22 protein-coding genes are annotated in these 26647 nt (G+C 66.9%); 17 read left to right on the forward strand and 5 right to left on the reverse strand.

Features of this window, described 5'->3' with window-relative positions; genetic code table 11:
- Window positions 1-63 precede the first annotated feature (63 nt).
- Window positions 64-1377, reverse strand: coding sequence for an MFS transporter (locus tag P1P91_RS05430; RefSeq protein ID WP_311885066.1), 1314 nt, complete (start codon window positions 1375-1377; stop codon window positions 64-66).
- Window positions 1378-1591: 214 nt separating this feature from the next.
- On the opposite strand from P1P91_RS05430, the gene P1P91_RS05435 reads away from it, so the two are divergent.
- Window positions 1592-2461 carry a DMT family transporter gene (locus P1P91_RS05435; protein WP_311885067.1) on the forward strand — a complete coding sequence of 290 codons (870 nt, stop codon included), beginning with the start codon at window positions 1592-1594 and terminating at the stop codon, window positions 2459-2461.
- Between the two features lie 13 nt (window positions 2462-2474).
- Here the strand turns inward: P1P91_RS05435 and P1P91_RS05440 are convergent, their stop codons facing one another.
- Entirely contained in the window at window positions 2475-3071 is a 597-nt protein-coding gene (locus P1P91_RS05440) for an arylesterase (protein ID WP_407650595.1), read from the reverse strand.
- 225 nt (window positions 3072-3296) lie between these two features.
- Here P1P91_RS05440 and P1P91_RS05445 point away from each other — a divergent pair, with 225 nt between their 5' ends.
- From P1P91_RS05445 to P1P91_RS05465, 5 genes are all read left to right on the forward strand, one after another.
- Window positions 3297-4523: an NAD(P)-binding domain-containing protein gene (locus P1P91_RS05445; RefSeq protein ID WP_311885069.1), complete on the forward strand. Its 1227-nt coding sequence runs from the start codon at window positions 3297-3299 to the stop codon at window positions 4521-4523.
- A 76-nt stretch (window positions 4524-4599) separates the two neighbouring features.
- Window positions 4600-5331 carry an ABC transporter ATP-binding protein gene (locus tag P1P91_RS05450; RefSeq protein ID WP_311885071.1) on the forward strand — a complete coding sequence of 244 codons (732 nt, stop codon included), beginning with the start codon at window positions 4600-4602 and terminating at the stop codon, window positions 5329-5331.
- A complete protein-coding gene (locus tag P1P91_RS05455) occupies window positions 5328-7919 on the forward strand; it encodes an ABC transporter permease (RefSeq protein WP_311885072.1) in 2592 nt (863 codons plus the stop codon). Before P1P91_RS05450 ends, P1P91_RS05455 begins: the two co-directional genes overlap by 4 nt.
- 875 nt (window positions 7920-8794) lie before the next feature.
- Window positions 8795-9100, forward strand: a complete 306-nt coding sequence (locus tag P1P91_RS05460) for a hypothetical protein (protein WP_311885074.1) — start codon at window positions 8795-8797, stop codon at window positions 9098-9100.
- Window positions 9101-9102: 2 nt separating this feature from the next.
- The gene (locus P1P91_RS05465) at window positions 9103-10317 is read left to right on the forward strand and encodes a PqqD family peptide modification chaperone (RefSeq protein WP_311885076.1); all 1215 of its coding nucleotides are present in this window, start codon (window positions 9103-9105) and stop codon (window positions 10315-10317) included.
- 28 nt (window positions 10318-10345) lie between these two features.
- On the opposite strand, the gene P1P91_RS05470 is transcribed toward P1P91_RS05465, so the two are convergent.
- A complete protein-coding gene (locus P1P91_RS05470; RefSeq protein WP_311885077.1) occupies window positions 10346-11002 on the reverse strand; it encodes a histidinol-phosphatase in 657 nt (218 codons plus the stop codon).
- 196 nt (window positions 11003-11198) lie between these two features.
- On the opposite strand from P1P91_RS05470, the gene P1P91_RS05475 reads away from it, so the two are divergent.
- Both P1P91_RS05475 and ptsP read left to right on the forward strand, forming a co-directional pair.
- Complete coding sequence (locus tag P1P91_RS05475; protein WP_311885079.1) at window positions 11199-11693, forward strand: RNA pyrophosphohydrolase; 495 nt, start codon at window positions 11199-11201, stop codon at window positions 11691-11693.
- Between the two features lie 57 nt (window positions 11694-11750).
- The gene (gene ptsP / locus P1P91_RS05480; protein WP_311885705.1) at window positions 11751-14012 is read left to right on the forward strand and encodes a phosphoenolpyruvate--protein phosphotransferase; all 2262 of its coding nucleotides are present in this window, start codon (window positions 11751-11753) and stop codon (window positions 14010-14012) included.
- A 20-nt stretch (window positions 14013-14032) separates the two neighbouring features.
- On the opposite strand, the gene P1P91_RS05485 is transcribed toward ptsP, so the two are convergent.
- Window positions 14033-14806 (reverse strand): NRDE family protein, encoded by a 774-nt coding sequence (locus tag P1P91_RS05485; RefSeq protein WP_311885081.1) that lies wholly within the window; start codon window positions 14804-14806, stop codon window positions 14033-14035.
- A gap of 545 nt (window positions 14807-15351) precedes the next feature.
- Between P1P91_RS05485 and P1P91_RS05490 the strand changes: the two genes are divergently transcribed.
- The 7 genes from P1P91_RS05490 to P1P91_RS05520 all read left to right on the forward strand — a co-directional run bounded on the left by P1P91_RS05490 (window position 15352) and on the right by P1P91_RS05520 (window position 22087).
- The gene (locus P1P91_RS05490; RefSeq protein ID WP_311885083.1) at window positions 15352-16149 is read left to right on the forward strand and encodes a sulfite exporter TauE/SafE family protein; all 798 of its coding nucleotides are present in this window, start codon (window positions 15352-15354) and stop codon (window positions 16147-16149) included.
- 40 nt (window positions 16150-16189) lie between these two features.
- Complete coding sequence (gene lgt, locus P1P91_RS05495; RefSeq protein ID WP_311885085.1) at window positions 16190-17005, forward strand: prolipoprotein diacylglyceryl transferase; 816 nt, start codon at window positions 16190-16192, stop codon at window positions 17003-17005.
- 206 nt (window positions 17006-17211) lie between these two features.
- Window positions 17212-17985 carry a thymidylate synthase gene (locus P1P91_RS05500; protein ID WP_311885707.1) on the forward strand — a complete coding sequence of 258 codons (774 nt, stop codon included), beginning with the start codon at window positions 17212-17214 and terminating at the stop codon, window positions 17983-17985.
- Window positions 17982-18524 (forward strand): dihydrofolate reductase, encoded by a 543-nt coding sequence (locus P1P91_RS05505; RefSeq protein ID WP_311885086.1) that lies wholly within the window; start codon window positions 17982-17984, stop codon window positions 18522-18524. The genes P1P91_RS05500 and P1P91_RS05505 overlap by 4 nt, the downstream gene beginning before the upstream one ends.
- Window positions 18525-18614: 90 nt before the next feature.
- A complete protein-coding gene (locus tag P1P91_RS05510; protein ID WP_311885087.1) occupies window positions 18615-19415 on the forward strand; it encodes a ProQ/FINO family protein in 801 nt (266 codons plus the stop codon).
- A 275-nt stretch (window positions 19416-19690) separates the two neighbouring features.
- Window positions 19691-20866 (forward strand): porin, encoded by a 1176-nt coding sequence (locus P1P91_RS05515; protein ID WP_311885089.1) that lies wholly within the window; start codon window positions 19691-19693, stop codon window positions 20864-20866.
- 180 nt (window positions 20867-21046) lie between these two features.
- A complete protein-coding gene (locus P1P91_RS05520) occupies window positions 21047-22087 on the forward strand; it encodes an ML domain-containing protein (RefSeq protein ID WP_311885091.1) in 1041 nt (346 codons plus the stop codon).
- Window positions 22088-22161: 74 nt separating this feature from the next.
- Here P1P91_RS05520 and P1P91_RS05525 read toward each other — a convergent pair whose 3' ends face one another.
- On the reverse strand, window positions 22162-23328 hold the full coding sequence (locus tag P1P91_RS05525; protein WP_311885093.1) for a DcaP family trimeric outer membrane transporter: 1167 nt from the start codon (window positions 23326-23328) through the stop codon (window positions 22162-22164).
- Window positions 23329-23682: 354 nt separating this feature from the next.
- Between P1P91_RS05525 and P1P91_RS05530 the strand changes: the two genes are divergently transcribed.
- On the forward strand, window positions 23683-25638 hold the full coding sequence (locus tag P1P91_RS05530; RefSeq protein WP_311885095.1) for a diguanylate cyclase: 1956 nt from the start codon (window positions 23683-23685) through the stop codon (window positions 25636-25638).
- A complete protein-coding gene (locus P1P91_RS05535) occupies window positions 25638-26585 on the forward strand; it encodes an AEC family transporter (protein ID WP_311885097.1) in 948 nt (315 codons plus the stop codon). Before P1P91_RS05530 ends, P1P91_RS05535 begins: the two co-directional genes overlap by 1 nt.
- Window positions 26586-26647: the final 62 nt, after the last annotated feature.

Below are 26647 nucleotides of genomic sequence, written 5' to 3' on the forward strand. Positions count from 1 at the left end.
CTGTTATGGCTTCAGTCCTTCGTGTTTCACCGACGGGGGTCGTCGCCCGCCGGGCGCTGCCGGCTATTCGACTTCGGGAAGCGTGCGGGCGCTGAAAAAGGCGCCCAGGGCGGCGGCGGCAAACACCGCCAGCAGCGCGGCGCTGCCCAGCCACTGGCCAAGGGCACCGAGCATGCTGCCAAACAGCAACATTAGTATACCCGTCAGCGTATTGGAAAGTGCCACGTAAAGCGCGCGGTTTTCCTGGCTGGCCATGTCGACCACGTAGGTTTTGCGCCCCAGGCGCACGCCGTGGTGAACCACCACCAGCAGCCCGTAGACCACGGCATAGGGCAGCACCTGGTGCGTCCACTCGCCGGGCAGCCAGACAAGGCCCGCGCCCATCAGGCAGCAGGCCACGGTGCCCAGCGCGGCGTTGCACATCACCCGCCGGCTGGAGACGTCGGCGCGCTTGCCCCACACCGGGCTTGCCACCATGGCCGCCACGCCGGAAATCACCACTAAAAGCCCCAGCCCGCCGAGCTCGGCGCCGCTTTGCCGCTGGCCCAGAAGGGCGATATAAGGCAGCGCCAGCGCGCTTGACAAAAGCAGCGTGCGCGACAGGTTGAAGTGCAGAAAGGCGCGGTCGTCGCGCAGCAGGGAAAGCCCCAGCTTGAGGCTGTCCCAGGCGTTTTCGCCGCCCTCCACCGCGCCGGGCTGTTCGGTAATGCGCGCCGCGCACAGCGCGTTCAGCGCCCAGCCAAGCGCCGCCACGCCGAGCAGAACGGCCAGCGCCAGCTTGCCGGGGCGCTCGTCGAACAGCATCAGCACCCCGCCGGCGAGAAGCGTCACCCCGCCGGCCACGCTGCCGCTGTAGCCCATCAGCGTCCCTCGGCGCTTCTTGGCGATGGTCTTGCCCATGACGTCCTTGGTGGCAATGGAGGAAAGTCCCCGGGCCAGCGACAGCGCTGCCAGCACGGCAAGTACCAGCGCGCCGCCCGGGCCGCCGCGCCCCCAAAGGGCCAGCAGCGCCAGGGCCAGCGCCGCGGCCGCCTGCAGCGCGCCGCCGGCCACCCAGACCCACTTGCGTCGGGGTTTCAGGCGGATAAAGCCGGCGACGAACAGCTGGGGCAGCAGGGCGCCGGACTCGCGGATGGGGACCAGCAGCCCCACCATCCACACCGGGGCGCCGATGAGACCCATGAGCCAGGGCAGCACCAGCCGAGCGCTGGAGAGCTCGTCGGCCAGCTTGTTGCCGAGCGCGGCCCAGAGGTGGCGGCCGAAGTTGGCCGGCTGATCGTCGCAGGCAGCCTCGGGGATGTCGTCGCACATGCGGCTGTCTTCGTCGCCGGTCAGCCATTCGTAAAGGCGTGACTGGGAGATGTCCTGATCGGCCATGCTGGCTCCTTGGCTGTTATGCTGCGGGCAGTTCGCGGCGGGTCGTTTACCGAGCCCCGCTGGCGTGAAACGATACTGCCCGCAGCGCTCGGTGGGCACTGTTTCGTTCGCGAAGGCTCGTTCGTTCGCGAAAGCTCGTCTCAAACCGTTTCCGAGCATAGTGTCCCCAGTCCAAGGCGCAATGTCACGTTTTCTGCATGAAGGAACCCGGCGCATGAATCAAGACCGTCAGGCAATGCTTTACGGCCTGGGCGCGGTGGCGCTCTGGTCCACCGTGGCCACCGCGTTCAAAGTGGCGCTTGGCTACATGACGCCGCTGGCGCTGATCTGGTACGCCGCGCTGGTCTCCTGGGCGCTGATGGGCGCGCTGGTGATCAAGCGTGGCCAGCTTGGCCAGGCCCTGGCACGCGGCTGGCGCACTGCGCTGTGGGCCGGGCTGATGAATCCGGTGGCCTACTATCTGGTGTTGTTTGCCGCCTACGACCGCCTGCCGGGCCAGGAGGCCATGGCGCTGAACTACACCTGGGCGCTGGCCATGGCCTTTCTCGCGGTGCCGCTGCTGGGCCAGCGGCTCACCCGCAAGGATGTGGCCGCCGGGCTGATCGCCTACGCCGGGGTCTGGGTCATCGCCACTCGGGGCGCCGTGTTCGACGTCGCCTTTGCCGATCCGCTGGGGGTAGCGCTGGCGCTTGCCTCGACGCTGCTGTGGGCGCTTTACTGGCTGCTCAACACCCGCGACGCGCGCGAGCCGCTGGTCGGGCAGTGGCAGAACTTCAGCGTCGGCCTGCCGGTGCTCACTGCGCTGATGCTGGCCGGGCCGGGGTTTGACTGGCACGGCTGGCGGGCGCTCTCTGCCGGGGTTTACGTGGGCCTGTTCGAAATGGGCGTGGCGTTCATCCTCTGGCAGCTGGCCATGCACAAGGTGTCGCGCACGGCGAAGGTGTCCAATCTGATATTCCTCTCGCCGCCGGTATCGCTGCTGCTGCTTTACGCTGTCGTCGGCGAGCCGATCCGCGCCTCGACCCTGGTGGGCCTGGCGCTGATCCTCGGCGGTCTGTCGCTTCAGCAGCGCCAGAAGAGCTGACCCGGCCCGCTGCTCAGCTTGCAGAGGCCTTGACCAGCGGCTTGAGCACCGGCCAGACGTTGTCCAGCACTCTGGGCTGAGCCTCGGCGGTGGGGTGAATGCCGTCATCCTGCATCAGCACCTCGTCCAGGGCGATGCCGTCGAGGAGAAACGGCACCAGCGCCACGTGAAAGGTCGCGGCCAGGCGCGGGTAGACGCGGGTAAACGCCTGGCGATAGGTTTGGCCGTAGTTGGGCGGGATATCGATACCCAGCAGCAGCACCCGGGCGTTTGCCGCCTGGCTTTGTTCGATCATCTGCGCCAGGTTGGCATGGAGCGTTTCCGGGGGCAGGCCGCGCAGGCCGTCGTTGCCGCCAAGCTCAAGCACCACAAGCTCGGGAGAGTGCTTGTCCATAAGCCCCGGGAAGCGCGCCGCGCCGCCGGCGCTGGTTTCGCCGCTGATGCTGGCGTTGATGACCTCGGCGCTACCGTCGAGCCGCTCGCGCAAAAGGTTCACCCAGCCGGCGTCTTGCTCGATGTTGTGCGCCGCGCTTAGGCTGTCGCCCATGATCAAAAGCGTCGGGCGCTCGGCGGCGCCGGCGGGAGCGATGGTGAGCGCAGCGATCAGCAAGATACCGGGCCACGCCGGAACGCGCCGTTTCCCGCTTCGCTCTTGCCGGGGCCGCTGGCCTCTCGGGTGTCTCCCTGTCTGTTTTCGCCATGCTTGCCGCAGCCGTTTTAACCGGGCGGCAGGGGTGCTAGCGTGCATGTCCGTCTCCTCTTGAAGCGCAGCGGGCGTTATTCTGGCGCTATGCCGCTGTGAAACCGCCAATGATTCTGTCACAAGGAGTCTCCCATGAGTTCATCGAGCGAGCCTATTGCTATTATCGGCGCCGGTCCGATCGGTCTGGCAGCGGCGGCGCACCTGCACGCCCGGGGGCTGACGGCGCTGATCCTTGAGCGCGGTCCGTCAGCGGGGCACAATATTCGCGCCTGGGGACACGTACAGCTGTTTTCGCCGTGGTCGATGAACATTGATGACCGCGCCGCCGAGCTGCTTCACGCCGGCGGCTGGACGGCGCCTCCCGACGATGTGTGCCCTACCGGCGAGGCGTTCGTGCGCGATTACCTGGCGCCGCTTTCCCGGGTCACGCCGATACGCGACTGTCTGCGGCTTGGCACTCGGGTGGCGGCGGTCAGCCGTCTGCACCACGACAAGATGAAAACCCCCGGTCGCGAACAGGCGCCCTTTGTGCTGCGCGTGGTAGACGCCGACGGCGAGCACGACCTGCACGCGGCAGCGGTGATCGACACCTCGGGTACCTTTCACAACCCGGCGCCGCTGGGCTGTCACGGCATCGCCGCGCGCGGCGAAACGGCGCTGGCCGAGCACATTCGCTACGGCCTGCCGGACGTGCTCGGCGAGGCGCGTTCGCGCTATGCCGGCCGCCGCGTGATGGTCGTTGGCGGCGGCCATTCGGCGTTCACCGCGCTGCGCGATCTGGCCGAGCTTGCCGAAAGCTCGCCCGACACCCGGGTGCTGTGGGCGATCCGGCGCGACTCCATCGAGGGCATGTTCTGCGGCGCGGCCAGCGATTCGCTGCCGGAGCGCGGCCGCCTGGCGTGCACCATCAGCGATCTGGTCGACAAGGGCGCCATCGAGGTGCACTGCGGCGTGCGCATCGACGCCGTCGAAAAAGTCGCCGGCGGGGTGCAGGTTCATAGCGGGCAAACGCCGTCCAAAGAAAAGCCCGTGCCGGCGGTGGACGAGATCATTGCCGCCACGGGGTTTCGTCCGGACAGCGCGCTGCTGGCCGAGCTGCGCCTTGCGCTCGACCCCGCCACCGAAAGCCCGGTGGCGCTCGCGCCGCTGATCGACCCCAACGTGCACAGCTGCGGCTCGGTCGGCGCCCACGGCGCGGAGGAACTCAGCCACCCCGAACCCGGTCTGTATATTGCCGGCATCAAGAGCTACGGGCGGGCGCCCACGTTTCTGCTGCGCACCGGCTATCGGCAAGTGGCATCGATTGCCGCGGCGCTGGCCGCTGAGAGCGAGCCGGCAGTTTCCACCGGGGCAGCGTAGCGCGGCCATGCCTCGGCCGCGCCTGGCTCCACTGCGTTTGTCTACACGTTTGTCTACACGATAGGGATATAGCCTCATGTCTAACGCCCCAGAGGCGAGCGTTACCGAGAAAGCGCCGCTGATCCATGCTGCCGGCCTGAGCAAGCAAGTGGCAAGCGGGGCGGATACCCTGGTTATCCTGCACGAGCTGTCCCTGAACGTGGCGCCAGGGGAAAGCGTGGCGATACTCGGGAAAAGCGGCTCTGGCAAGTCCACTTTGCTGGGGCTTTTGGCCGGGCTGGATACCCCGAGCGCCGGGGAGCTGGCGCTGTTCGGCGAGCCGCTAGGCTCCCTCGACGAAGACGCCCGGGCCGCGCTGCGCGCCGGTCGGGTGGGCTTTGTGTTCCAGAACTTCCAGCTGCTGCCGACCCTGAGCGCGCTGGAGAACGTACGGCTGCCGCTGGAGCTTACCGCCCGGCAGGGTCGCAGCGACGCCGCGCGGCAGTGGCTTTCCCGGGTGGGGCTTGGCGAGCGCACCGCGCACCTGCCCAAGCAGCTTTCCGGCGGCGAACAGCAGCGCGTGGCGCTGGCCCGGGCGTTTGTCACCGACCCCGAGCTGGTGTTTGCCGACGAGCCCACCGGCAATCTTGACCCGGAAACCGGCGCGTCGGTGATCGAGCTGCTTTTTACCCTCAACCGCGAGGCCGGCACCACGCTGGTGCTGGTGACCCACGACTACGCCCTGGCCCGGCGCTGCAGCCGCTGTTTGCGGCTGGAAAACGGCCGTCTGGCAGCGTTTGACCCCGCCACCCGGGAGACTCGGCCATGATGCCCGCCCTGCGCCTGGCGCTGACCAGCCTCAAGCGCGACCTGCGCGCCGCCGACGTGCGGGCGCTGTTCATGGCGCTGGTGCTGGCGGTGGCCGCTGCGACCATGATCGCTTTTTTTCTCGATCGCCTGGAGCGCGGGCTCGAGCGCCAGGCCGGGCAGCTGTTGGGCGGTGACCTGGTGCTCGAGCAGTCCGAGCCGTTCGACGATTCGCTGGTGAAACAGCTCGAAAACGCCGGCCTGGCGGTGAGCCGCCAGGTCGAGATGGCGTCCATGCTGCGCCGGGGCGAGGCTTTTCAGCTGGCAAGCCTCAAGGCGGTGGACGGCGCCTGGCCGCACTACGGCAGCTCCCGGGTGGCGCTTGAGGGCGGCGCCGAAAGCCTCGAGCGCCCGCCCGAGGCGGGCAGCGTCTGGGCCGACCCGCGGCTGAGGTCGCTGCTGGGCCTGGGGCTTGGCGATACGCTCCAGGTCGGCGAGGCCGAGCTGCGCGTCAGCGGTTTCATCCAGCGCGAGGCCAACCCCTCCGGCGGCTTTGGCAGCTTCAATCCGCGGCTGCTGATCAACGCCGCCGATCTTGGCGCCACCGGGCTTGAACAGCCCGGCTCGCGCATCGACTACTCGCTGCTGGGCGCCGGCCCGGTTGATGCGCTCGAGCGCCTGTCGCCGCTGCTCGAGCGGCTGCGCGAAAGCGGCGTTCAGGTACGCGACGTGCGCACCGACCGCCCCAGGCTGGGCTCGGCGCTGGCTCGGGCGGAAAGCTATCTGGGCATTGCCGGGCTGGCGGCGGTGCTGCTGGCCGGGGTGGCCGTGGCCATGGCCAGCCGGCGCTACGTGGAGCGCCATCTGGACACCGCCGCGCTGCTGCGCTGCTTTGGCGCCGGCCAGCGCCAGCTGACGCTGATATTCGCCGGCCAGCTCCTCGGGCTTTCGCTGGCGGCCTCGCTGCTGGGCGCGCTTGCCGGGCTTGTCGGCCAGGCGCTGCTGGCGCGATTGCTGGCGGGCTTTTTGCCGCTGACGCTGCCGGCGCCGGGCATGGCGCCGCTGTTTCTCGGGGTTTTCACCGCGCTTGCCGTGCTCGCGGGCTTTGCCGGGCCGATGCTGCCGCGCATCCGGCGCGTCAGCGCGCTGAAGGTGCTGCGCCGGGAGCTTGACCCGCTGCCGCCGTCGGCCTGGCTGGTAGCCGGCGTGGCGGCCGCGGTGTTTGGTGGCCTGCTGTGGCTCTATTCGGGCGATCTGCGCCTGTCGTTGGCGCTGCTGCTGGGCGGCAGCGCGGCGCTCGGGGTGCTCTGGCTTTGCGCTGCGCTGCTGCTCCGGGCGGTGCTTGCTCTTGCCGGGCGGCTTGCGGGCAGCGGGCCCTGGTCCCGGGCGCTGCGGCTGGGCGGCGGGCAGCTGGCCCGGCGTCGCCGGGCGGGGCTGGGGCAGCTGCTGGCCTTTGCCGTGACGTTTTTTGCCATGGCGATGATGGTAACGGTGCGCGGCGATCTGCTCGCCACCTGGCAGGCCCAGCTGCCCGACGACACGCCCAACTACTTCGCCATCAACATCCAGCCCGGGGAGCGCGAGGCGTTCGCCGAGGCCGTTTCGCCGGTGGTGAAAGCCCAAAGCGCGCTGTATCCCATGGTGCGCGGGCGCGTCAGCGCGATAAACGGCGCGCCGCCGGACGAAGCGCTCGCTCCCGAGGCGCAAAACGACAACGCCCTGCGCCGGCCGCTGAACCTGACCTGGCGCGCCACCGTGCCCGAGGGCAATCGCGTGGTGGCCGGCGAGTGGTTCAGCGAAGAAGAGGGGAGCAACGGCGACGCCGAGCCGTCTGCCTCGCCGAAGGACGTCCCCGGCGGCTGGCTAAGCGCGGTGGACGCCGTGCCCGCCGAGGCTCCGGTGCCCATCTCCATGGAAGACGGCCTGGCCGGACGGCTGGGGCTGGGGCTTGGCGACACTCTGACCTTTCGCATCGGCAGCGAAACCCTCACTGCCCGGATTACCAGCCTGCGCAGTCTCAGCTGGGACAGCTTCACGCCCAACTTCTACGTGATTTTTCCGCCGGGGGTGCTCGAGGACTTCGCCCACAGCTACATCACCGCGTTTTACCTGCCCGACGACGACCAGGGCCTGGCCAATCGCCTGGCGGAGCGCTTCCCCGGGGTGTCGCTGCTCAACGTCGACGCGCTGCTGGGGCAGGTGCGCGAGGTGCTGTTTCAGGTGACTCGCGCCGTCGAGCTGATACTGGCGCTGGTGCTGCTCGCCGGTATCAGCGTGCTGTACGCCGCGCTGACCGCCAGCCAGCCGGTGCGCGCCCACGAAAGCGGGCTGCTGCGCGTGTTCGGCGCCGGCAACCAGTTGCTCTCGCGGATGCAGGGGGCGGAGTTTGCGCTGCTGGGCGGCGCCAGCGGCCTGCTGGGCGCGGCGCTGGCCGAACTTGCCAGCGCCTACCTGTACCGCTACTGGCTGGACCTGCCGCCGCAGCTGCACGGCTGGGTGTGGCTGGTATTGCCGCTGGGCGGGGCGCTCCTCATCGGCGTGATCGGCCACGCGCTGTTCCGGAGGCTGCGTCGCCAGGCACCCATGGCGAGTCTCAACCTGCTGGAGTGATGGCCCGGCGCCTTGCGAGATGCCGGTTTTGCGGGAGGCTGGTTTACCGGGCGATGCGCGGCAGCAGGCAGATGCCGGTTTTGTGGGAGGCCGGTTTACCGGGCGATGCAGGCCGAAGGCCTGCCGATCATGGCGCCGGGCCTCCTCAACCCCGGGCGCCTGACGGCGCCGTCGCGCGGCAAAGCCGCCCTCCCACAGGTTCAGTAGCCAACTTTCCATAGGTGCAGCAGCCCTGTCGGTCTTTGTGGAAGGTAGGTTCACCGGACGATGCGCGACAGCAGGCAGATGCCGGTTTTGTGGGAGGCCGGTTTACCGGGCGAAGCAGGCCGAAGGCCTGCCGATCATGGCCCGGGCCTCCTCAACCCCGGGCGCCTGACGGCACCCGTCGCGCGGCAAAGCCGCCCTCCCACAGGTTCAGCAGTCAACCTTCCACCAGGTGCAGCAGCACTGTCGGACTTTGCGGAAGGTCGGTTCACCGGACGATGCGCGACAGCAGGCAGGTGCCGGTTTTGTGGGAGGCCGGTTTACCGGGCGAAGCAGGCCGATGGCCTGCCGATCATGGCGCCGGGCCTCCTCAACCCCGGGCGCCTGACGGCACCCGTCGCGCGGCAAAGCCGCCCTCCCACAGGTTCAGCAGTCAACCTTCCACCAGGTGCAGCAGCACTGTCGGACTTTGCGGAAGGTCGGTTCACCGGACGATGCGCGACAGCAGGCAGGTGGCGGTTTTGTGGGAGGCCGGTTCACCGGGCGATGCAAGTCCGTGGCCTGCTTCAAATCGACAAATATTCCACAAACCTTATGAATCGGTAGCAGCAGAAACGGCGCGGCGTTATCATGAACACCGTTCGATAACTTCCATACCAGCGAGGCGTGCCATGTCAGAGCATAACGAGACGGCAATAACCCCTGATATCCATCGCAAGCGCCGCCGCCGGCTGCTGGCCGCGCTGGGCACGGGGCTTGCCGGCGCCTATGTGGCCCCGACGCTTTTTAGCGTGGGCCAGGCCCAGGCGGGCGGGCGCTGGAGCAGCTATTCGCGGCCGAGCTACTCGCGCCCCAGCTATTCCCGGCCCAGCCGCTACCGCGGGCCTTATCGCCGCGAGCGCCGGCGGCTTCGCGAATACGAAGACGAGCCGGTGCGGATTCTCGAAGACATCCTGCTCGGCCCGCCGCGGCGTTGACGGTGTCGCTGGCCGCCGACGCGGCGCCGGTGGACGTGACCCTGCCGCGAGTCGGGCGCTGTCTGCGGGTTTATAACGCCCCGGAGGTGCTGGAGGCGCTCGGCCGCGCCATGCCCGGCTGGCCCCTGCGCTGCGAGCCGGCCGCGGGCTTCTCCCCGGAGCTCTACGTCTACCGCGACGGCGCAGGGCTGTGGCAGAGCGACCCCGGCACCGCCGAGGAATTCATGCTGCCCTCAGCGGCGTCCGCGGCCTGTAGCCTGGCGGCGGATCTTTTGTCCCTGCGCCTTGAGCAGGAGAGCGAGCTGGTGGGGCTGCACTGCGGCAGCGTCGAGATAGGCGGCCGGCTGGCGCTGTTTCCGCAGAGCAGCCGGGCGGGGAAGAGCACCCTGGCCACGGCCTTCGCCGCCGCCGGCTATCGGCTCTTCGGCGACGACGTGCTGGGGCTTTCGCCCGAGGGGAGAGGCGTGGCCATGGGCGTGGCGCCGCGGCTGCGTTTGCCGCTGCCGGCGTCTTTCTCCGCCGAGTTTGCCGACTATACCCGGCGCCGGGCCGGCCCCGAGGACGAGCGCTACCGCTTTGTGGTGCCGGCCGACGGCGGCCTGGCGCGTAGCGGAGAGACTTGCCCGCTGGGGGCGCTGGTATTGCTCGAGCGCCACGATACGCCGGTATCGCCGGAGGTATTGACGCTGGCGCCGGGGGAGGGGCTTTTGCAGCTGCTGTGCCAGAACTTTGCCCGCGCCGACCTGTTTCAGCAGCCTCTGCCCGAAGCGCTGATGGCGCGCTTTTTGTCGCTGATGGAGCAGCTGCCGTGCCTGCTGCTGCGCTACGGCGAACCCCTGGCCGGCGCCCGGTACCTGGCGCGGGTGCTGGAAGGCGGCGAGGCGGGCACGCCGGCCTCGCCACCCAGCGGCAGCGCGGCGGCGGATAGCGCTGGGACCGTGGACCGAACGGTGCCGTGGCGGCCGGGGGCCGGCGTCAGCGTTTACCCGCTGGGCGAGGAGCTGTTCTTGATCCACGCCCCGAGCGGCGATATTCATCGCCTCAACCTCACCGGCCGTCTGGTGTGGCAGCTGTTGCAGCACGAGGCGCTGGCGATTGCCGAGCTCGGGGCGCTGCTCGCCGATCACTTTGCTGCCCCGGCGGACGCGGTGACCGACGATGTGGCTGGCCTGATTCAGGCGCTCTATGGCGCCGGCCTGGTGGCGCCGGCCGGCTGAAGACCAGCTGCCAAGGGCGAGCTCGGCGTCAGTCGCGCAGGGAGATGATGCGCCAGCCGCGCTCCCGGGCGGTCTGGCGCAGGGTATCGTCCGGGTCCACGGCCACGGGGTTGTCCACCATTTCCAGCAGCGGAATGTCGTTGTGCGAATCGCTGTAGAACCAGGCGTCGTCCAGGGTATCGCTGCGATTTTCGAGCCACTGGTTGAGCCGGGTGATCTTGCCTTCGCGAAAGCTGGGCGTGCCCGAAACCCGGCCGGTATAGCGGCCGTCAGCCACCTCCGGCTCCACGGCGATCAGATGATCAATGCCCAGCCGCTCGGCGATGGGGTCGGTGATAAAGCGGTTGGTGGCGGTGATGATCAAAAGCGTATCGCCCTGGGTGCGGTGGCGGGCGATCAGCTCTTCGGCCCGGGGCAGAATGCCGGGCTCGACCTTGGCCGCCATGAACTGCTGATGCCAGGCCGCCAGCTGCTCCGGCGTGTTGTCGGCCAGCGGCTTGAGCGCCATGTCGAGAAAAGCGTCGATGTCCAGCGTGCCGGCTTCGTAATCCGCCATGAAGCGCTCGTTGGCCTCGCGGTATGCCTTGGCATCCACGGCGCCCTGCTCGAGCAGAAACTCCCCCCAGGCGTGATCGCTGTCGATGGACAGCAGCGTATTGTCCAGATCGAAAATGGCCAGGCTCACGGCACTCCCCTTAACGTTGATGGCTTCCATGGCGCGCGCCGTACCGGCGGCGGGCGGGATTATGGCAAAAGCCGCCGGGTTTTCCCAACGCCTGGACGATGCAGGGCCAAACTCCCAACGGTATAACGAATGTATTGATAGTGCTGTGGCCATTGTGGAAAAATGATGCCAACTACAGTTTATCAAGGTGACGTCCGTGATCGACGCAGACGGCTTTCGCCCCAACGTTGGCATCATCATTGCCAACGCCCAGGGGCAGCTGCTTTGGGCGCGTCGGGTCGGGCAAAATGCGTGGCAGTTTCCCCAGGGAGGCATCAAGGCAGACGAAACACCGCAACAGGCACTTTTTCGTGAGCTGCACGAAGAAATCGGCCTGACCGCCGATGACGTAGCCGTTGAGGCCTGCACTCGGGGGTGGCTACGCTACCGCCTGCCGCGACGCATGGTTCGCACGCATTCCCGGCCGGTGTGTATCGGCCAGAAGCAAAAATGGTATCTGCTCCGGATCCGCTGTCAGGATAGCCGGATCTGCATGACGGCCACGTCCGAGCCGGAGTTCGACGGCTGGCGCTGGGTGAGCTACTGGTATCCCCTCGGGCAGGTTGTGTCGTTCAAGCGGGAGGTGTATCGGCGTGCGCTGCGCGAGCTCTCGCCGCGGCTGCAACGCATGGCCCGGGACGCCGCCCGCTAGCCGCAGTGGACGGCTTGAACCCCAGCGAGGCATGAATTTGTGAACAACAAGACGTCCATGCTCGAGGTGCTGCGCCGCATCATCCAGGAAGTCAACGGCGCGCGCAGCCTCGATGCCGCCCTGGCAACCATGGTGCGCCGCATCCGCAAGGCCATGCGCACCGACGTATGCTCGTTTTATCTCTACGATGAAGCGCTGGAAACCCTGGTGCTGATGGAAACCATCGGCCTGCGCACCCACGCCGTGGGGCGGGTGATGCTGCCGCTGGGCGAAGGGCTTGTCGGGCTTGTGGCCAAGCGCCGGGAGCCGCTCAACCTGGAAGACGCCCAGGCCCACCCGCGGTTTCGCTATTTCGAATCCACCGGCGAAGAGCGCTATTCGAGCTTTCTGGGCATCCCCATCATTTACCAGCGCCGCATGCTCGGCGTGCTGGTGGTGCAGCAGGCCGACAACCGCCGCTATACCGATGAGGACGAGGCGTTTCTGGTCACCATGGCCGCGCAGCTGTCCGGCGTGCTGGCCCACGCCCTGGCCACCGGCGATTTGACGCGCCCGGCGCCCGACGGGCGGCAGATGACGTTCAGAGGTGTGCCCGCCTCTCCGGGCATTGCCATGGGCGAGGCGGTGGTGATTACGCCGCCGGCGGATCTCAACAGCGTGCCCGACCTGATTCCCCGGGACGAGGCCTTCGAAGTGGCCCGGCTCAAGGAGGCCATCGACAAGACCCGGGAGGAAATCGGCGCCGCCGGCCGCCGGCTGGCCAAGCGCATTTCCGCCCAGGAGCTGGCGCTATTCGACGTCTATCAGCAGATGCTCGGCGAATCGGCGCTGTCCCGGGAAGTGGAAAAGCGTATCCGCGAAGGGCAGTGGGCGCCCGGGGCGCTGGCCGACGTGGTGCGCCGCCACGTGCAGTACCTGGAACGGGTGGACGACGACTACCTGCGCGAGCGCGCCGCCGACGTGCGCGATCTCGGCCGGCGGGTGCTCGCCCACCTCCAGCGGGACGCCTCGGCAACGCCGGACGCCTACCCCGACAACACCGTGCTGGTCGGCGACGAGATCAGCGTGGCGCTTTTGGGCGAGGTACCGCGCGGCAAGCTCAAGGGGCTGATCTCGGTGCGCGGCTCGAGCACCTCCCACGTGGCGATCGTCGCCCGAGCCATGGGCATTCCTACCGTGCTGGGCATGATGGATCTACCGCTGCCGCGGCTTTCCGGCGCCCCGGTGGTGGTGGACGGCCACCGCGGCCGGCTGTTTGTGCGCCCGAGCGCAGAGCTCGACAAGTACTACGCCACCCTGGTCGAAGAGGAGCGCGAGCTAAGCGAGCTGCTGGAGCACGAGCAGGATCTCCCCAGCGTGACCACCGACGGCCACGAGATGCCGCTGATGGTCAACACCGGCCTGGCGGTGGACGCCGTGACCCTGCTCAAGAGCCGCATCAGCGGCGTGGGGCTTTACCGCACCGAAGTCCCCTTCATGATCGCCCAGCGCTTTCCCGGCGAGCAGGAGCAGACCCGGCTTTACCGCGAGCAGCTCGAGGGCTTTGCCCCGCTGCCGGTGGTGATGCGCACCCTGGACATCGGCGGCGACAAGGATCTGCCTTACTTTCCCATCGACGAAGCCAACCCCTTTCTCGGCTGGCGCGGCATGCGCGTGACCCTGGATCACCCCGAGGTGCTGATCGTGCAGCTGCGCGCCATGCTCAAGGCCTCCCGGGGGCTGGATAACCTGCACGTGCTGCTGCCGATGATCACCAACGTGGCCGAGGTGGACGAAGCGCTGGGACTGCTGGAGCGCGCCATCGTCGAGCTGGGCGAAGAGGGGGGAACCGTGGCCCGCCCCCGGGTCGGAGCGATGATCGAGGTGCCGGCCACGCTCTACCAGCTGGACGCGCTGGCCAAACGGGTGGATTTCTTCTCGGTAGGCAGCAACGATCTGACCCAGTATCTGCTCGCCGTGGACCGCAACAACCCCCGGGTCTCGGACCTGTACGATCCGCTGCACCCGGCGCTGTTGACCGCGCTCGACAAGCTTTCCCGGGACGCCCGACGCCTCGAGCGGCCGATTTCGCTGTGCGGCGAGCTTGCCGGCGACCCGGCCGGGGCGCTTCTGCTCATGGGCATGGGCTTTGCCGGGCTGTCGATGAACGCGCCCAGCCTGCCCAAGGTGCGTGCCGCCATTCGCCGGGTGGCGCTGGGCGATGCGCGGACGCTGCTGGCCGAGGTCATGGAGCAGGATACCCCGGAAGAGGTGCGCCGGCACCTGCAGTCGCGCATGGCCGACTGGCAGCTGGCGCACCTCCTGCCCCCGGAAAACTGATCGCCGGGCCGCGGCTGCGCTCAGCCGATGCGGCCGGCCGAACTCCCCGCCAATACGCCCTCCGCGCCGAAGCGCTGTTCGGTCATGCTCACCCGGCCATGCCGGCCAAGCGTCAGCCAGGTCGTGGCCCGGGTGCCGTAAGCCGGCCCGCGGATGAAGGCCGCGGAAAGCTCGCGCTCAAGTTCCAGGCCAACGCCGGTTTCCGGCAGGGCGGCGTCGTCAGCGCGCCGGTCATCCTGGATTGCGGCCAGCGTCGGCCCGGGGAACTCTTCGCTCTGCCGCGCCTCTTCCATGACTCGGCACAGCGCCCGGGTCTTGGGCCAGGGCGTGTTCAGGTCGGCGTTGGAGACGCCGTGAATGCCCGGGGCCACCCGGGTGAGGGCGGTGCGTTCGCGGCTGCGGTGAAGGTGCCACAGCCGCTCCGGGGTGGCGACGAGCAGGTTGAAGCCGGCGTAGCGGTGCGCGGTGGCGGCAAGCGTCTCCAGCCACGCAGGCAGGTCCCGGCAGGCAAGCGCCCGGCAGACAAGCTCGCCGCGGCTGGGCGCACCCGCCGGCGTGGCGTCCCGCGGGTCGCGCACGTTGGTCAGCGCCGCGACGGTGCCAAAGGCGTTGGCGGCGAGCCAGGTGCCGCCGGCCCGCTCGTCGCGCCCGCCGAGCAGGGTGACGCCGGGCGCGTTCTCCGGGGCCCAGCGGTGCAGCGGCGCAGCGGGGCGGGCGTGAAACTCGTCGCGGTTGGCGATCAGGCGCAGCGGCACCGGCGCGCCGGGCTGCCAGTCAAAGCCAATCAGGCACATAGGCAAGCTCCTGGGGGGTTAAGGGGGAGTTTGGCAGCGCAGGCGATGACAGCCTGCAGGCGGCAACGTAGAATGCCGCCAGCGCTGGCGCGCGTTGCGTCGTTTTATTGACCTTATCGCAGCCTGGAGGCACCGCTATCGCTGACTAAAGTCAGCTCCCACCATGTAGCTTGCCAATAGCCAGCTACGGCTGGGACTTGATTCAGGGTGGGAGCGCACTTCAGTGCGCGAAAGCAGGCCGCAAGCCTGCCACAGGATAGCGGCAATTCTATCGCTGACTAAAGCCAGCTTCCGCCATGTAGCTGGCCAATAGCCAGCTACGGCTGGGACTTGATTCAGGGTGGGAGCGCACTTCAGTGCGCGAAAGCAGGCCGCAAGCCTGCCACAGGATAGCGGCACATCTATCGCTGACTAAAGTCAGCTCCCACCATGTAGCTGGCCAATAGCCAGCTACGGCTGGGACTTGATTCAGGGTGGGAGCGCACTTCAAGTGCGCGAAAGCAGGCCATAGGCTTGCCACGCCTTTTGAGACGAGAGCTTTGACCATGAGTATTGCCTTGACCCTGCTGGGGTATTTGGCGCTGGGCGCGGCGGCCGGTACGCTTGCCGGCCTGTTCGGCGTAGGCGGCGGCATCATCATCGTGCCCGCGCTGGTGTTTGCCTTCGGGCTGCAGAATATCGCCCCGGAGGTGGTGGTGCACCTGGCCGTGGGTACCTCGCTTGCCACTATCGTGGTCACCGGCACGTCGTCGGCGTACGGCCACTGGCAGCGGGGCAGCATTCATCTGCCCTGGCTCAAGGCGCTGCTGCCGGGGCTGATCCTGGGCGCGGTGCTCGGCGTCTTTGTGGCCGGGGGGCTGTCGGCGACGGTGCTGGGCACCCTGTTCGGGATATTCATCGTTCTGGTCGCGATCAGGATGCTGCTGGGACTGTCGCCAAAACCCGGCAGCACGCCGCCGGGAAATGTCGCCATGGGCGTGGCCGGCGGCGTCATCGGCGGCATTTCGGCGCTTTTTGGCATCGGCGGCGGCACCCTTAGCGTGCCCTGGCTGTCGCGCTGTGGGGCGAGCATGACCCGAGCCGTGGGCACCTCGGCCGCCTGCGGGCTGCCCATTGCCCTGGCCGGAGCGCTGACGTTCATCGTCGTGGGCCGAGGCAACCCGATGCTGCCCGACGCCGCCACCGGCTTTGTCATGTGGCCGGCATTTTTTGGCGTGGTGCTGGCAAGCGTTCCCTTCGCCCGGGTGGGCGTCAGGCTGGCCCACGTCTTGCCCGCCAGGCTGATGCGCTACGCCTTTGCCTTGCTGCTGATCGTGGTCGGCGTGCGCTTCATCATGAGCTAACGCCGGTGAGTCCCATCCCTGTTTGCTGTTTGAGGCCCGTATGATTGCCTACCCCGATATTGACCCCGTTGCCGTATCGCTCGGGCCCTTGCAGGTGCACTGGTACGGGCTGATGTACGTGATCGGCTTTGTCGCCGCCTGGTGGCTGGGCGGGCGTCGGGCGCCGCGCTTTGGCCTGACCCGGGACGACGTCAGCGATTTTTTGTTCTATGCCGCCCTGGGCGTGGTGCTAGGCGGCCGGCTGGGCTATGCGCTGTTCTACGGCCTGGGCCAGTGGGCCGCCGATCCGCTGTGGATTTTCCGCGTGTGGGACGGCGGCATGAGCTTTCACGGCGGCCTGATCGGTGTGCTGCTGGCGGCCGGCTGGTTTGCGCATAAAAAGCGGCTGGCGTTTTTTACCCTGACCGACTTCATCGCTCCGCTGGTGCCTATCGGCCTGGGAGCCGGGCGCATCGGCAACTTCATCAACCACGAGCTGCCGGGGCGGGTGACTTCGCTGCCCTGGGGTATGCCGTTTCCCGGCACGGAAGGGCAGCCGCGCCACCCCTCGGCGCTTTATGAAGCGCTGCTGGAAGGCGCGGTGCTGTTTGCGCTGCTGTGGTGGGTCTCCGCCAGGCCGCGCCGCCGTGGGCTGGTCTCGGGGCTGTTTCTCCTCGGCTACGGCGTTTTCCGCTTTGCAGTGGAGTTTGTCCGCCTGCCCGACGCCCACCTCGGCTTTATCGCCTTCGGCTGGCTGACCATGGGGCAGCTGCTCACGCTGCCGATGATGGCCTTTGGCCTCATGCTGGTGGCCTGGTCGCGCCAGCAGCCGGTGGACGCGCGCCTGCCCGAGCCGACCGAAGAGAAGGGCCGCTGAACGGCGGGTGGAGGGTGAAGCCTTGTGGCCTGCTCTGCGCCGGCAGGTTCAGCTTCCACCAGGGCTGTCGAAAAGCCAGGCGGCCTTTCTCGGCAAGGGCGATGAAACACATACATCCATACCGGAAATAAGCGGATGCTGGAAATCAACAGGAGCGCCTTGTGACCGCCAACCAACCGGCTCTTGAACAGCCGTATCTCGACCTGATGCGCCACGTGCTGGAACACGGCACCGACCGCAGTGATCGCACCGGCACCGGCACGCGCTCGGTGTTCGGCCACCAGATGCGCTTTGACCTTGCCCGGGGATTCCCCGCGCTGACCACCAAAAAACTGCACCTGCGCTCGATCATCCACGAGCTTTTGTGGTTTTTGAGCGGCGACACCAACATTGCCTACCTGCGGGACAACGGCGTGCGCATCTGGAACGAGTGGGCCGATGACAACGGCGATCTCGGCCCGGTATACGGCTACCAGTGGCGCAGCTGGCCGCGCCCGGACGGCGGCCACGTGGATCAGATTCGCCAGGTGGTCGAACAGATTCGCACCCACCCCGAATCCCGCCGGCTGATCGTATCCGCCTGGAACCCGGCCCAGGTCGACGAGATGCAGCTGCCGCCGTGCCACTGCCTGTTCCAGTTTTACGTGGCGAACGGCCGGCTGTCGTGCCAGCTTTACCAGCGCAGCGCGGATGTCTTCCTCGGCGTGCCGTTCAACATAGCGAGCTACGCCCTGCTGCTGTGCATGGTGGCCCAGGTCACCGGCCTCGAGCCCGGAGAGTTCATCCACACCCTGGGCGACGCTCACCTTTACAGCAACCACCTGGAGCAGGCCCGGGAACAGCTCGCGCGCACGCCCAAGGCGCCGCCCCGCCTTGCGCTGACGCCGGAAGTGGACGATCTTCTGGCTTTCACCTTCGACGATATACGGCTGGAGGGCTACGATGCCCATCCGCCCATCAAGGCACAGGTAGCTGTATGAGTGACGTTTCGCCCGCCGTTTCGGCGCCGCTGGTTCCCGTGGCCATGATCGCCGCGATGTCGCGCAACCGCGTCATCGGCGTGGATGGCGGGCTCCCCTGGCATCTGCCCGAGGACCTTAAATTCTTCAAGCGCATGACTCAGGCCAAGCCGCTGGTGATGGGACGCAGGACGTTCGACTCCATCGGCAGGCCGCTGCCCGGCCGGCGCAACATCGTCATCAGCCGGGACAGGGCGTTTGCCCCCGCGGGCGTTGAGGTATGCCACAGCCTGGCCGAGGCGCTGGCGCTGGCCGACCGCTACGCCACCGTGGAGGCGGCCGAAGAGATCATGGTCATGGGCGGCGGCGACGTCTACGCCCAGGCAATGCCCCTGGCTCAGCGGCTCTACGTCACCGAGGTGGACGTCGACGTCGAGGGCGACACCCGCTTTCCCGCCGTTGATTCGGCGCAGTGGCAGGAAACCCGGCGCGAGGCCGGGGCGGCAGAAGAGGGCCAGCCCGACTACGATTTCGTCATCTATCAGCGCCGGGCAGAGTAGCCGTCCGGCAGGGCGGCCGCCTGCCGCGCAGCGGCGCCAATACGAGTGACACCACAGACCCACGGCTCAAGAACAAAGAGGAAGCGACGGATGCCTGAACGCGTGACGCACCTGCTGGACGACCTGGAAGCCCGGCTGGGAGAGGCCCGGACCGAGCTTGCCACCCTGCGCGACGAAAACCGGCGCCTGAAAAGCCGCCTGGCGCAGCGCCCGGTGGACGATACCGGCGAGCCCAGCGAAGCGACGACCCCTTCAACGGCAGCGGCGGAAGACACGCCGGCGCCGGAAAAAGCCGCGGCCCCAGTAGCCAAAGCCGCCCCGGAAGAGCATGCCGCGGCCCCGGTAGCCAAAACTACCCCGGAAGAGCACGCCGCGGCCGGCGAAACGCCGCCGGCGCCCCAGGCGCTGCTCAAGGCGTGGCAGTCGCGCTACCCCGAGGCGTTTGCCGCCGCCGAGGTTCGCCCGCTGAAGGTGGGCATCCATCACGACCTGGCCGCCCGGGAGCCCTGGTCCAACAAGCTGATCCGCCGGGCGCTGGCCGGCTACGTCAACCGCCCCCGCTACGCCAAGGCGCTGAAGGAAGGCGCGCCGCGTATCGACCTGGACGGCAACCCCGCCGGCACGGTGGACGCCACCGCGGCCCGGACCGCTCGGGAAAAGTACCGCCGGCAGGCCGAGAGAAAAAATCGCCCGGCAGGCGCAGAAGCGCCCGGCGGCAAGCCGCGCCGCCCGCGCCGGGACAAGGCTGCCGGGCCCAAGGCGCCGGCCGGCAAAAAGCAGGGCGGAGCGGCAAAGCCGCAGCATGACGAAATGTCGCAGCGGGACGCCAAGGCGCCGAGCCTGGAAGACAAGCTTGCCAGCCTGCAGCGCCGCTTTGGCGGGCGGGATTAAGGCGTTAATCCGCACCTGAGACAAGGCAAAGCCGGCGCGGGTTCCGCAAAAAGTGGTCAAAGCATAAAAAAACAGTGTTTTTTTCTATTGCGTTCCCGCGAAACCCGGTATAGAGTTCTTCCTGCGAGCATTGGAATATTACCCGGCTTGAGCAAGAACATGAGGTATTTCGGCGCTTCCAGCGGCGGACATAAAAGAACAGCATGCTTTCAAGCCAGTAGCGGGCCGAGCGCCCACAGACGATCAAAACAGTAGGCTAGTAAGGAACCGATCCCATGAAAAAGACACTCTTGGCGACTGCTATCGCGGGTGCTGCCTTCGCTTCTGCCGGCGCCCAGGCTGCCACTATCTACAACGAAGACGGCACCAAACTCGACCTCTACGGCAACATCCAGCTTGCTTACAAGGACATCGAAACGCGTCAGGCCGACGGCAGCGTTGAGTCCAACGACGAGCTCTTCGACAACGGCTCTACCGTGGGCTTTGCCGGCGAGCACCTGATCACTCGCGATCTTCAGGGCTACTTCAAGGCCGAGTTCGAGCACGAAGCCGACGAAGCCAAGGGCCCGGGCAACGGCCTGACCGACGGCGACCAGGCCTACCTGGGCCTGAAGGGCAACTTCGGTGACCTGCGCGTGGGCTCCTGGGACTCGCTGATCGACGACTGGATCCAGGATCCGATCACCAACAACGAATACTTCGACGTGACGGATTCGTCCAGCCGCATCGTCGGCAAGAACGACCTGTCCAACCGCGAAGGCGACAAGGTGACTTTCACTTCGCCTTCCTTCAGCGGCTTCCGCTTTGCCGTGGGTACCCAGTTTGACGGCGACGCCGAAGAGCTAGGCAATGCCACCGTAGAACTGTCTGACACGAATGCAGGCAATGCTCGTCAAGCTGATATTCGTGCCAAGGATTCCAGCAGCGCCTCCTTCTTCGGCGGCGCCGAGTACACCGCCGGCGCCTTCTCCATCGCCGCGGTCTACGACGACCTCAACAACTACGATGGCAATTACACGTCCACAGACGTTAATGGAAACGCTGTTGCTGGCGACTTTGACCTGGGCAAGCAGTACGGCATTACCGCCCAGTACACCGTCGACACCCTGCGCATGGCGCTGAAGCTCGAGCGCTTCGAGTCTGACAACGACTTCCTGGCCGACACCAACTACTACGGCCTGGGCGCGCGCTACGGCTACGGCATGGGCGACATCTACGGCGCCTACCAGTACGTCGACGTGGGCGGCGACAGCTTCTCCGACACGCTCAAGGATGCAGCAACACACGGCGACTGGCCCAGCGAGCGCGACGACGAGAGCTACAACGAAATTGTTCTCGGCGCGACCTACAACATCTCCGACGCGATGTACACCTTCGTCGAAGGCGCGATGTACGATCGCAACGACGATGAGGACGACGGCGTAGCCGTGGGTGCGGTTTACCTCTTCTAAACCGCTGCCCGAACCCGCCAGCCGTATGCGGTACCGTGAACGCCAGAACGCCCGCAGGGTTGACAATCAGGGTTTAAAAAAAGCGGCTTAAAAAGCCAAGCCGGCCCCCGAGGGCCGGCTTTTTTTGTTAGGTTAAGCCGAACGTTCTCTTATCCGTGACCCGACAAGCGAGTACCGCCCATGAAACCCGCAGTTATCATTACCCTGGCGCTGGGCCTCGGCGTGGCCAGCACCCAGGCCCTGGCAAGCGACGTGCAGGAGCGCTTCCGCGAAGAGGGCAGGCAGATGGACCTGACGCGCTATCTGCAGGCCGACAACGACGCCCGCAGCCACAACTTTTTCTACGGCCGCGCCCACGAGCACGACTTCAGCGTGGAAAAGGACGGCACTTACGTATTCAAAAGCCAGGTACCGGGCGGCGAGTCCACCGACTACCGCGTCTCCGCCACGCTGCTCGACGCCAGCGGCAGCGTCATCGCCCGTGAAAAGGGGGTCGGCAACGCCGGCGGGCTTGACCTTACCCAGCGGCTGGAGAAGGGCGACTATACGCTGCGCGTGGAAGGCCACAAGTTCGGCTCCAGCGGCAACGCCGAAGGCAGCAGCTTCTACGTGACGGTAGAAGGGGCCGACGTGGAGGACGGCGTTTCCCGGGGCGAGGGCATCGCCTTTGCCGGCCGCCGGCCCGGCGAGAGCAAAACCGCCATGGTGCGCCGCTCCGACGCGGTGGCCGCGGTGGCGCCGCCGTCGTCGCGCTCGCCGCAGGCCGAGACCGAGGCGCCGGCACCGGCCAGTGCTGATGCCGGGGTGACCACCAGCGCGCCGGCCGCAGCGGCGCAGAGCGAAGCGGGCCAGGCCGCAGCCGGCGGCGCCGATCAAACGGCGTCAGCATCGTCGCGGCAAGGCTTTGAAGAGGTCGTCGCCGACGTCAAGATTCGCGCCAGCGGCGAGGTCATGACCTTTGAGGTGCTGGAGAAAGGCACCGTGGCCGTTACCACCTCGACCTTCCCCGGCAACGAGGGCAGCTACCGCATCGAAGCCGAAGTGCTCGACAGCGACGGCAAGGTAGTGGCCCGGGACGCCGGCGAAGGCTTCGACGGCGATGTGGACCTGCGCACCGAACTGGCGCCGGGCGAGTACCGCGTCCGCGTCAAGGGGCAGAAGTTCGGCGGCGCCCGAAGCGGCGTCAACAACTACGAGCTCAAGGTGCGCCAGCTCGACTGAGGCCCTCAGAAGCTTTGCGCCACCGGCTTGCTGTCGGCAGCGCAGTAGCGGACGCTCGCTTCCGGGGCGGCGCGTTAGAAAGCGTACTTGACCATGCCCTGCAGGCGCAGGGCATCGCCGTCGCGGCCGTCGGCCACTTCGCGAGTGTGATAGCCGGCTTCCACACCGTAGGCGACGCGGGTGGCCGGCGACCAGATATAGTTCAGGTGCACCGCCTCAAACTGCTTGTTGGCGCTTTCGGCGCCGGGCAGACCGGCGTCACGAATATCGTCCAGGTCGGCCCGGGAAATGCCGTATCCCAGATTGATGGCGCCCGGGCCCGCGGCCAGGCTGGCGCCCAGGTTGGCCCCCCAGGCGCTGACGGTATCGACCGAGTTGCCGTTGACAAACGCCGGCGCCGAGGGGTTGTTCTGCAGATACTCGCCGATGCCGTCGCCGTAGGTCAGCGCACCGCGCAGGGTCAGCATCTCGCTGGCCTTAAAGCGTGTCGCGGCGCTGACGCCCCAGCCGAGGGCGCTGTCGTCAACGTCGCCGTCGACGCTCAGCCGCCGGCCCATGGCGGCAGCGGAGTAGGCCAGCCGATCGCCGGCCGTCTGGTAGCGCAGGGTGAGGTCGGGCATGGACTGCCGAGCGTTGTCATCGACTCGGTAGACACCCCGCGCGGGATTGAAGGCCGATGCCACGCCGTCGCGGAAGTCGTCCGGATCGGGGTTTTCCAGCGCTGCGTGAAAGCCGCCGGCGGAGTAGCGCAGCTGGGCCTTGCGCCCGCTCTTGCTTTGTCCGGGGCTGGGCGCAAAATCGATAATCGGCGTGCGGCTCAGGCGGCTGCCGAAGTTGGTCCAGGTCTTGCCGGCAAGCACTCCGTTCCAGCTGCCGTAGGCGTGGCGCAGCCGCAGCTCGCCGCCTTCGGGCGGGTTTTGCATCCAGTCCACTTCGATCCGAGTGGTCAAGGAGCTGCCGTCTACCGGAGTTTGCGTCTTGAAGCCCAGCCGGCTCTGGTAGGCGTGGGCGCGAAAATGATCGTCGCTGCCTTGCTGGCCGTCGATCAGAATCTTCGGCCGTGCGGCCAGATCGCCCAGGTCATTATCGGTATCGTAGATCAGATCCAGCTTGGCAAAGCCGTAAACGCTGGCCTGGGTGTCTCCCAGGGTAAAGTCCACCGCGGTGGCGGGCGAACTCAGGCACAGCGCAAGCAGGCCGGCGGGAAGGGCCGTACGGCGCAGACGAGAACGGTGTGGCATAGGGCATGTCCTTCTGGTAGGGCGGTCGACGCCACCATGGCGTAATCAAGCGTGGTCGGTATGCTGTGGCCAGCTTAGAGGCAGTCGGGCTGCATAACGTTGATCGGGATCAAGGCCGCCTGTGTTGCTGCTATTTCGCCCGTACCGCTATGGTTTTCATTGGTCTGGCCAGGATAAATAAAGCTATCTTATGGCTTTTGTTCATGCTCTATTGTCGGTGATGGCCCCGTATCGGCGCTTGTGGTGCCGGGCAGAAAGTGGTGTGTAATGGTCCGAAAGGATGATAAAACGCGATGGCTGCGGGGGATTTGGCAACGTCATGCCCCCGGGATATTTCGCTCTCTGAAAGGGCGAATGCTATTCGGCCTGGCCTGCACCTGGCTTTTGGTCGTGGCGCTGGCGCTGGGCATCGCCTGGTACCTGGGTAAAAGCATGGTCCAGGAAACCAGCGTCGCGCACCTGCGCTATGAGACGACCATGCTGGCCGACGAAATCACCCAGGAGGTGCAGTCGCGCATCAGCGCCCTGGAGCACGTCGCCAACGTGGCCGATACGCCGGATGTCTCGGCCTCTCTCCAGCGCCAGCTTCGGCACAACGATGCGCTGCTTGAGTGGTTCGAAGGGGTGGTGATCATTGATGCCGACGGCAACCTGAAGGCTGACTGGCCGGTGCTTGAAGAGCGCCGCGGCTTTAATATCAGCCACCGGGAATATTTTCGCATGATCAAGGGCACCGGAAGCCCCTACGTCAGTGAGCCCCTCATCGGCCAGGCCAGCCGGGTGCCTCTGGTGCTCATCGGCGTGCCGCGCCACGATGACAGCGGCGACTTTGCCGGCATGGTCGGCGGCGTCATGAGCCTGGACAGCGGCGAGCTCTTTACCCGCCTGGACCGGCAGGTGCGTCGCGGCAGCTACGTGGGCATCTTCACCGCGTCGGGCAAGGTGCTTTATCACCCCGACCAGGCGAAGATCATGGCAGACTCCGACGTTTTCAGCGACAACGCTGCGCTGGTTAACGCCATGTACGGCTGGGAGGGCGAGGCAGTGGGCGAGCTGTACCGCGGCAAAAGGGGGCTACAGCTCTACAAGCAGGTATGGCCGGCAAACTGGGTAGTCGGACGCTTCATCACCCTTGAGGAGATCCGGGCGCCGCTTGCCGGGTTTATCCGCCAGCTGTGGTGGGTCTGGGGCTTAATGGGGCTTTGCATGCTGCCGCTGCTGTGGTGGGTGCTGGGGGGGATGCTAAAGCCCCTGTACTACCTGCAGCAGCAGATGGGCGAAGTCGGCCGGGCGCATCGCGAGCGCATTGAGCTGGGGAGTGAGGTAAATGAGTTTCAGGATATTGCCGGCACGTTCAATCAGGTCGAGGCCGAGCGTAAAGCTCTGCTTGACGACCTGAAAGAGCGCGGCGCCTTTCTGGACGAAATGCTCAACGCTACCCCCGAGGGCATGTTCGTGGCCAATCTCGACGGCGACATCACCTACATGAACCCGGCCTTGCTGGCGATGCTGGGCCTTTCGTCCACCATCACCACGGCCCGCTGGCTCAGCCATGTTCACCCCGATGACCGCGACGGCATCGTCAAGCTGTGGCGCGAAAGCCTGGCGGCGCGCAACGACTTTGTGCTTCAGCTGCGCTTTATCCGGTCGGACGGCATTCTTCTCTGGCTGGAGATTCACTCCCGATTCGTGGTGCTGTCCCGGGGCGAGCAGACGCTGGACCTGGTGGGCACCATGAAAGATATTACCCAGAGCCGCGAACAGGAAGCGCTGACGCGCTGGGAGGCCGAGCACGATCCGCTTACCGGCTTGCTGAACCGCCGCGGGTTCGAGCGCCGGCTGGACGAAGCCTTTGCCGAATACAAGAAAACCGCCACGCCTTCGGCGCTGCTGATGTTCGACCTTGACCATTTCAAGCCCATCAATGACCGAGGTGGCCATGCCCTGGGCGATGAGATGCTGCGCCGCATTGCCCGGGTGTTGAACCTTAAGGTACGCCGCAGCGACTACGCGGCCCGCCAGGGGGGCGATGAGTTTGCCGTGCTGCTGCCCAGCTGTACGCTCTCCCAGGCGCAGCCCATCGCCGAGGCCCTGCGCCAGGCCGTGGCCGATATTGTCGTGACCGCGCGCGACAGCGATTTTCGCGTGACGCTGAGCATGGGGGTCACGGCCTTCAGCGCCGGCGATCAAGAGGTGAAGGAGGCGCTTGCCAGGGCGGATACCGCCAGCTATGAAGCCAAGGCGTTGGGGCGTAACGCCCTGATTGTCAGCATGCCGGACGAAAACGACATGCCGGAGCAGCCTGACTGATGCCGCTGCTGGAGATACTGACCCGCACGCTTGAGGTGACGCTGCCGGTTTTCGTCATGGTGTTTGCCGGTATGGGGCTGAGGCGCATCGGCTGGATTGACGCCGCCTTTGTGGGGACTGCCTCATCGCTGATTTTCAAGGCCACCCTGCCGGCGCTGGTGTTTCTCAGCCTGATACGCGCCGATCTGGGCGTGGCGCTGAACCTGCCGCTGCTCGGCTTTTTTGTCTTGGCCACCGCCGTTCAGTTTACTCTCTGCTGGGCATGGGCACGCTACCGCGTGAGGCCGGCCGACCGCGGCACTTACATCCAGGGAGCCTTTCGCGGCAACTGCGGCATCGTCGGACTGGCGCTGGCGCACGCCATGTACGGCGACTACGGCCTGTCAGCCGGCAGCGTGCTGCTCGGGCTGGTGATCGTGATCTACAACAGCCTCTCGGTGGTCGCCCTGGTCGTACACCAGCCAGAAACCTCCAGCAGCGCCACCACCCTCGGGCGCAATATTGCCACCAATCCGCTGATTATCGCCGTGGTCGCGGCGCTGCCGTTTGCCGCGCTGGATATCACCCTGCCCGGGTGGCTGATGCACACCGGCGATCTGTTTGCGTCGCTTACGCTGCCGCTGGCGCTGATCTGCATTGGCGGGACGCTCTCGGTTTCTGCCCTTTACACCAGCGGCCGCGCCGCTGTTGGCGCCAGCCTGTTCAAGATGCTCTGGCTGCCGGGCCTGGCCACGCTTGCGGCGCTGGCTTTCGGGTTTCACGGCCGCGAGCTGGGCCTGTTGTTCTTGTACTTCGCCGCGCCCACGGCCACCGGCAGCTTTGTCATGGCCCGGGCGCTGGGCGGCAATGCGGCGCTTGCCGCCAACATCATCGCCATGACCACCCTGGCCGCAAGCGTCACCGTCACCCTCGGCATTTTTGCCCTGCAGCTTGCTGGCTGGGTATAAGAAAAGGCCTTCAGCGGTTGGCGCGCGCCGCCCATGGCGTTATACTGCCCGCGCTTTTTCAA

The sequence above is a fragment of the Halomonas piscis genome (assembly GCF_031886125.1).
Taxonomy (GTDB): domain Bacteria; phylum Pseudomonadota; class Gammaproteobacteria; order Pseudomonadales; family Halomonadaceae; genus Vreelandella; species Vreelandella piscis.

Coding starts and splice junctions, on each gene's coding strand:
- P1P91_RS05430 (WP_311885066.1), bottom strand. CDS start 1,377: ATGGCCGATCAGGACATCTCCCAGTCACGCCTTTACGAATGGCTGACC.
- P1P91_RS05435 (WP_311885067.1), top strand. CDS start 1,592: ATGAATCAAGACCGTCAGGCAATGCTTTACGGCCTGGGCGCGGTGGCG.
- P1P91_RS05445 (WP_311885069.1), top strand. CDS start 3,297: ATGAGTTCATCGAGCGAGCCTATTGCTATTATCGGCGCCGGTCCGATC.
- P1P91_RS05450 (WP_311885071.1), top strand. CDS start 4,600: ATGTCTAACGCCCCAGAGGCGAGCGTTACCGAGAAAGCGCCGCTGATC.
- P1P91_RS05455 (WP_311885072.1), top strand. CDS start 5,328: ATGATGCCCGCCCTGCGCCTGGCGCTGACCAGCCTCAAGCGCGACCTG.
- P1P91_RS05460 (WP_311885074.1), top strand. CDS start 8,795: ATGTCAGAGCATAACGAGACGGCAATAACCCCTGATATCCATCGCAAG.
- ptsP (WP_311885705.1), top strand. CDS start 11,751: ATGCTCGAGGTGCTGCGCCGCATCATCCAGGAAGTCAACGGCGCGCGC.
- P1P91_RS05485 (WP_311885081.1), bottom strand. CDS start 14,806: ATGTGCCTGATTGGCTTTGACTGGCAGCCCGGCGCGCCGGTGCCGCTG.
- P1P91_RS05490 (WP_311885083.1), top strand. CDS start 15,352: ATGAGTATTGCCTTGACCCTGCTGGGGTATTTGGCGCTGGGCGCGGCG.
- lgt (WP_311885085.1), top strand. CDS start 16,190: ATGATTGCCTACCCCGATATTGACCCCGTTGCCGTATCGCTCGGGCCC.
- P1P91_RS05500 (WP_311885707.1), top strand. CDS start 17,212: ATGCGCCACGTGCTGGAACACGGCACCGACCGCAGTGATCGCACCGGC.
- P1P91_RS05505 (WP_311885086.1), top strand. CDS start 17,982: ATGAGTGACGTTTCGCCCGCCGTTTCGGCGCCGCTGGTTCCCGTGGCC.
- P1P91_RS05510 (WP_311885087.1), top strand. CDS start 18,615: ATGCCTGAACGCGTGACGCACCTGCTGGACGACCTGGAAGCCCGGCTG.
- P1P91_RS05515 (WP_311885089.1), top strand. CDS start 19,691: ATGAAAAAGACACTCTTGGCGACTGCTATCGCGGGTGCTGCCTTCGCT.
- P1P91_RS05520 (WP_311885091.1), top strand. CDS start 21,047: ATGAAACCCGCAGTTATCATTACCCTGGCGCTGGGCCTCGGCGTGGCC.
- P1P91_RS05525 (WP_311885093.1), bottom strand. CDS start 23,328: ATGCCACACCGTTCTCGTCTGCGCCGTACGGCCCTTCCCGCCGGCCTG.
- P1P91_RS05530 (WP_311885095.1), top strand. CDS start 23,683: ATGCTATTCGGCCTGGCCTGCACCTGGCTTTTGGTCGTGGCGCTGGCG.
- P1P91_RS05535 (WP_311885097.1), top strand. CDS start 25,638: ATGCCGCTGCTGGAGATACTGACCCGCACGCTTGAGGTGACGCTGCCG.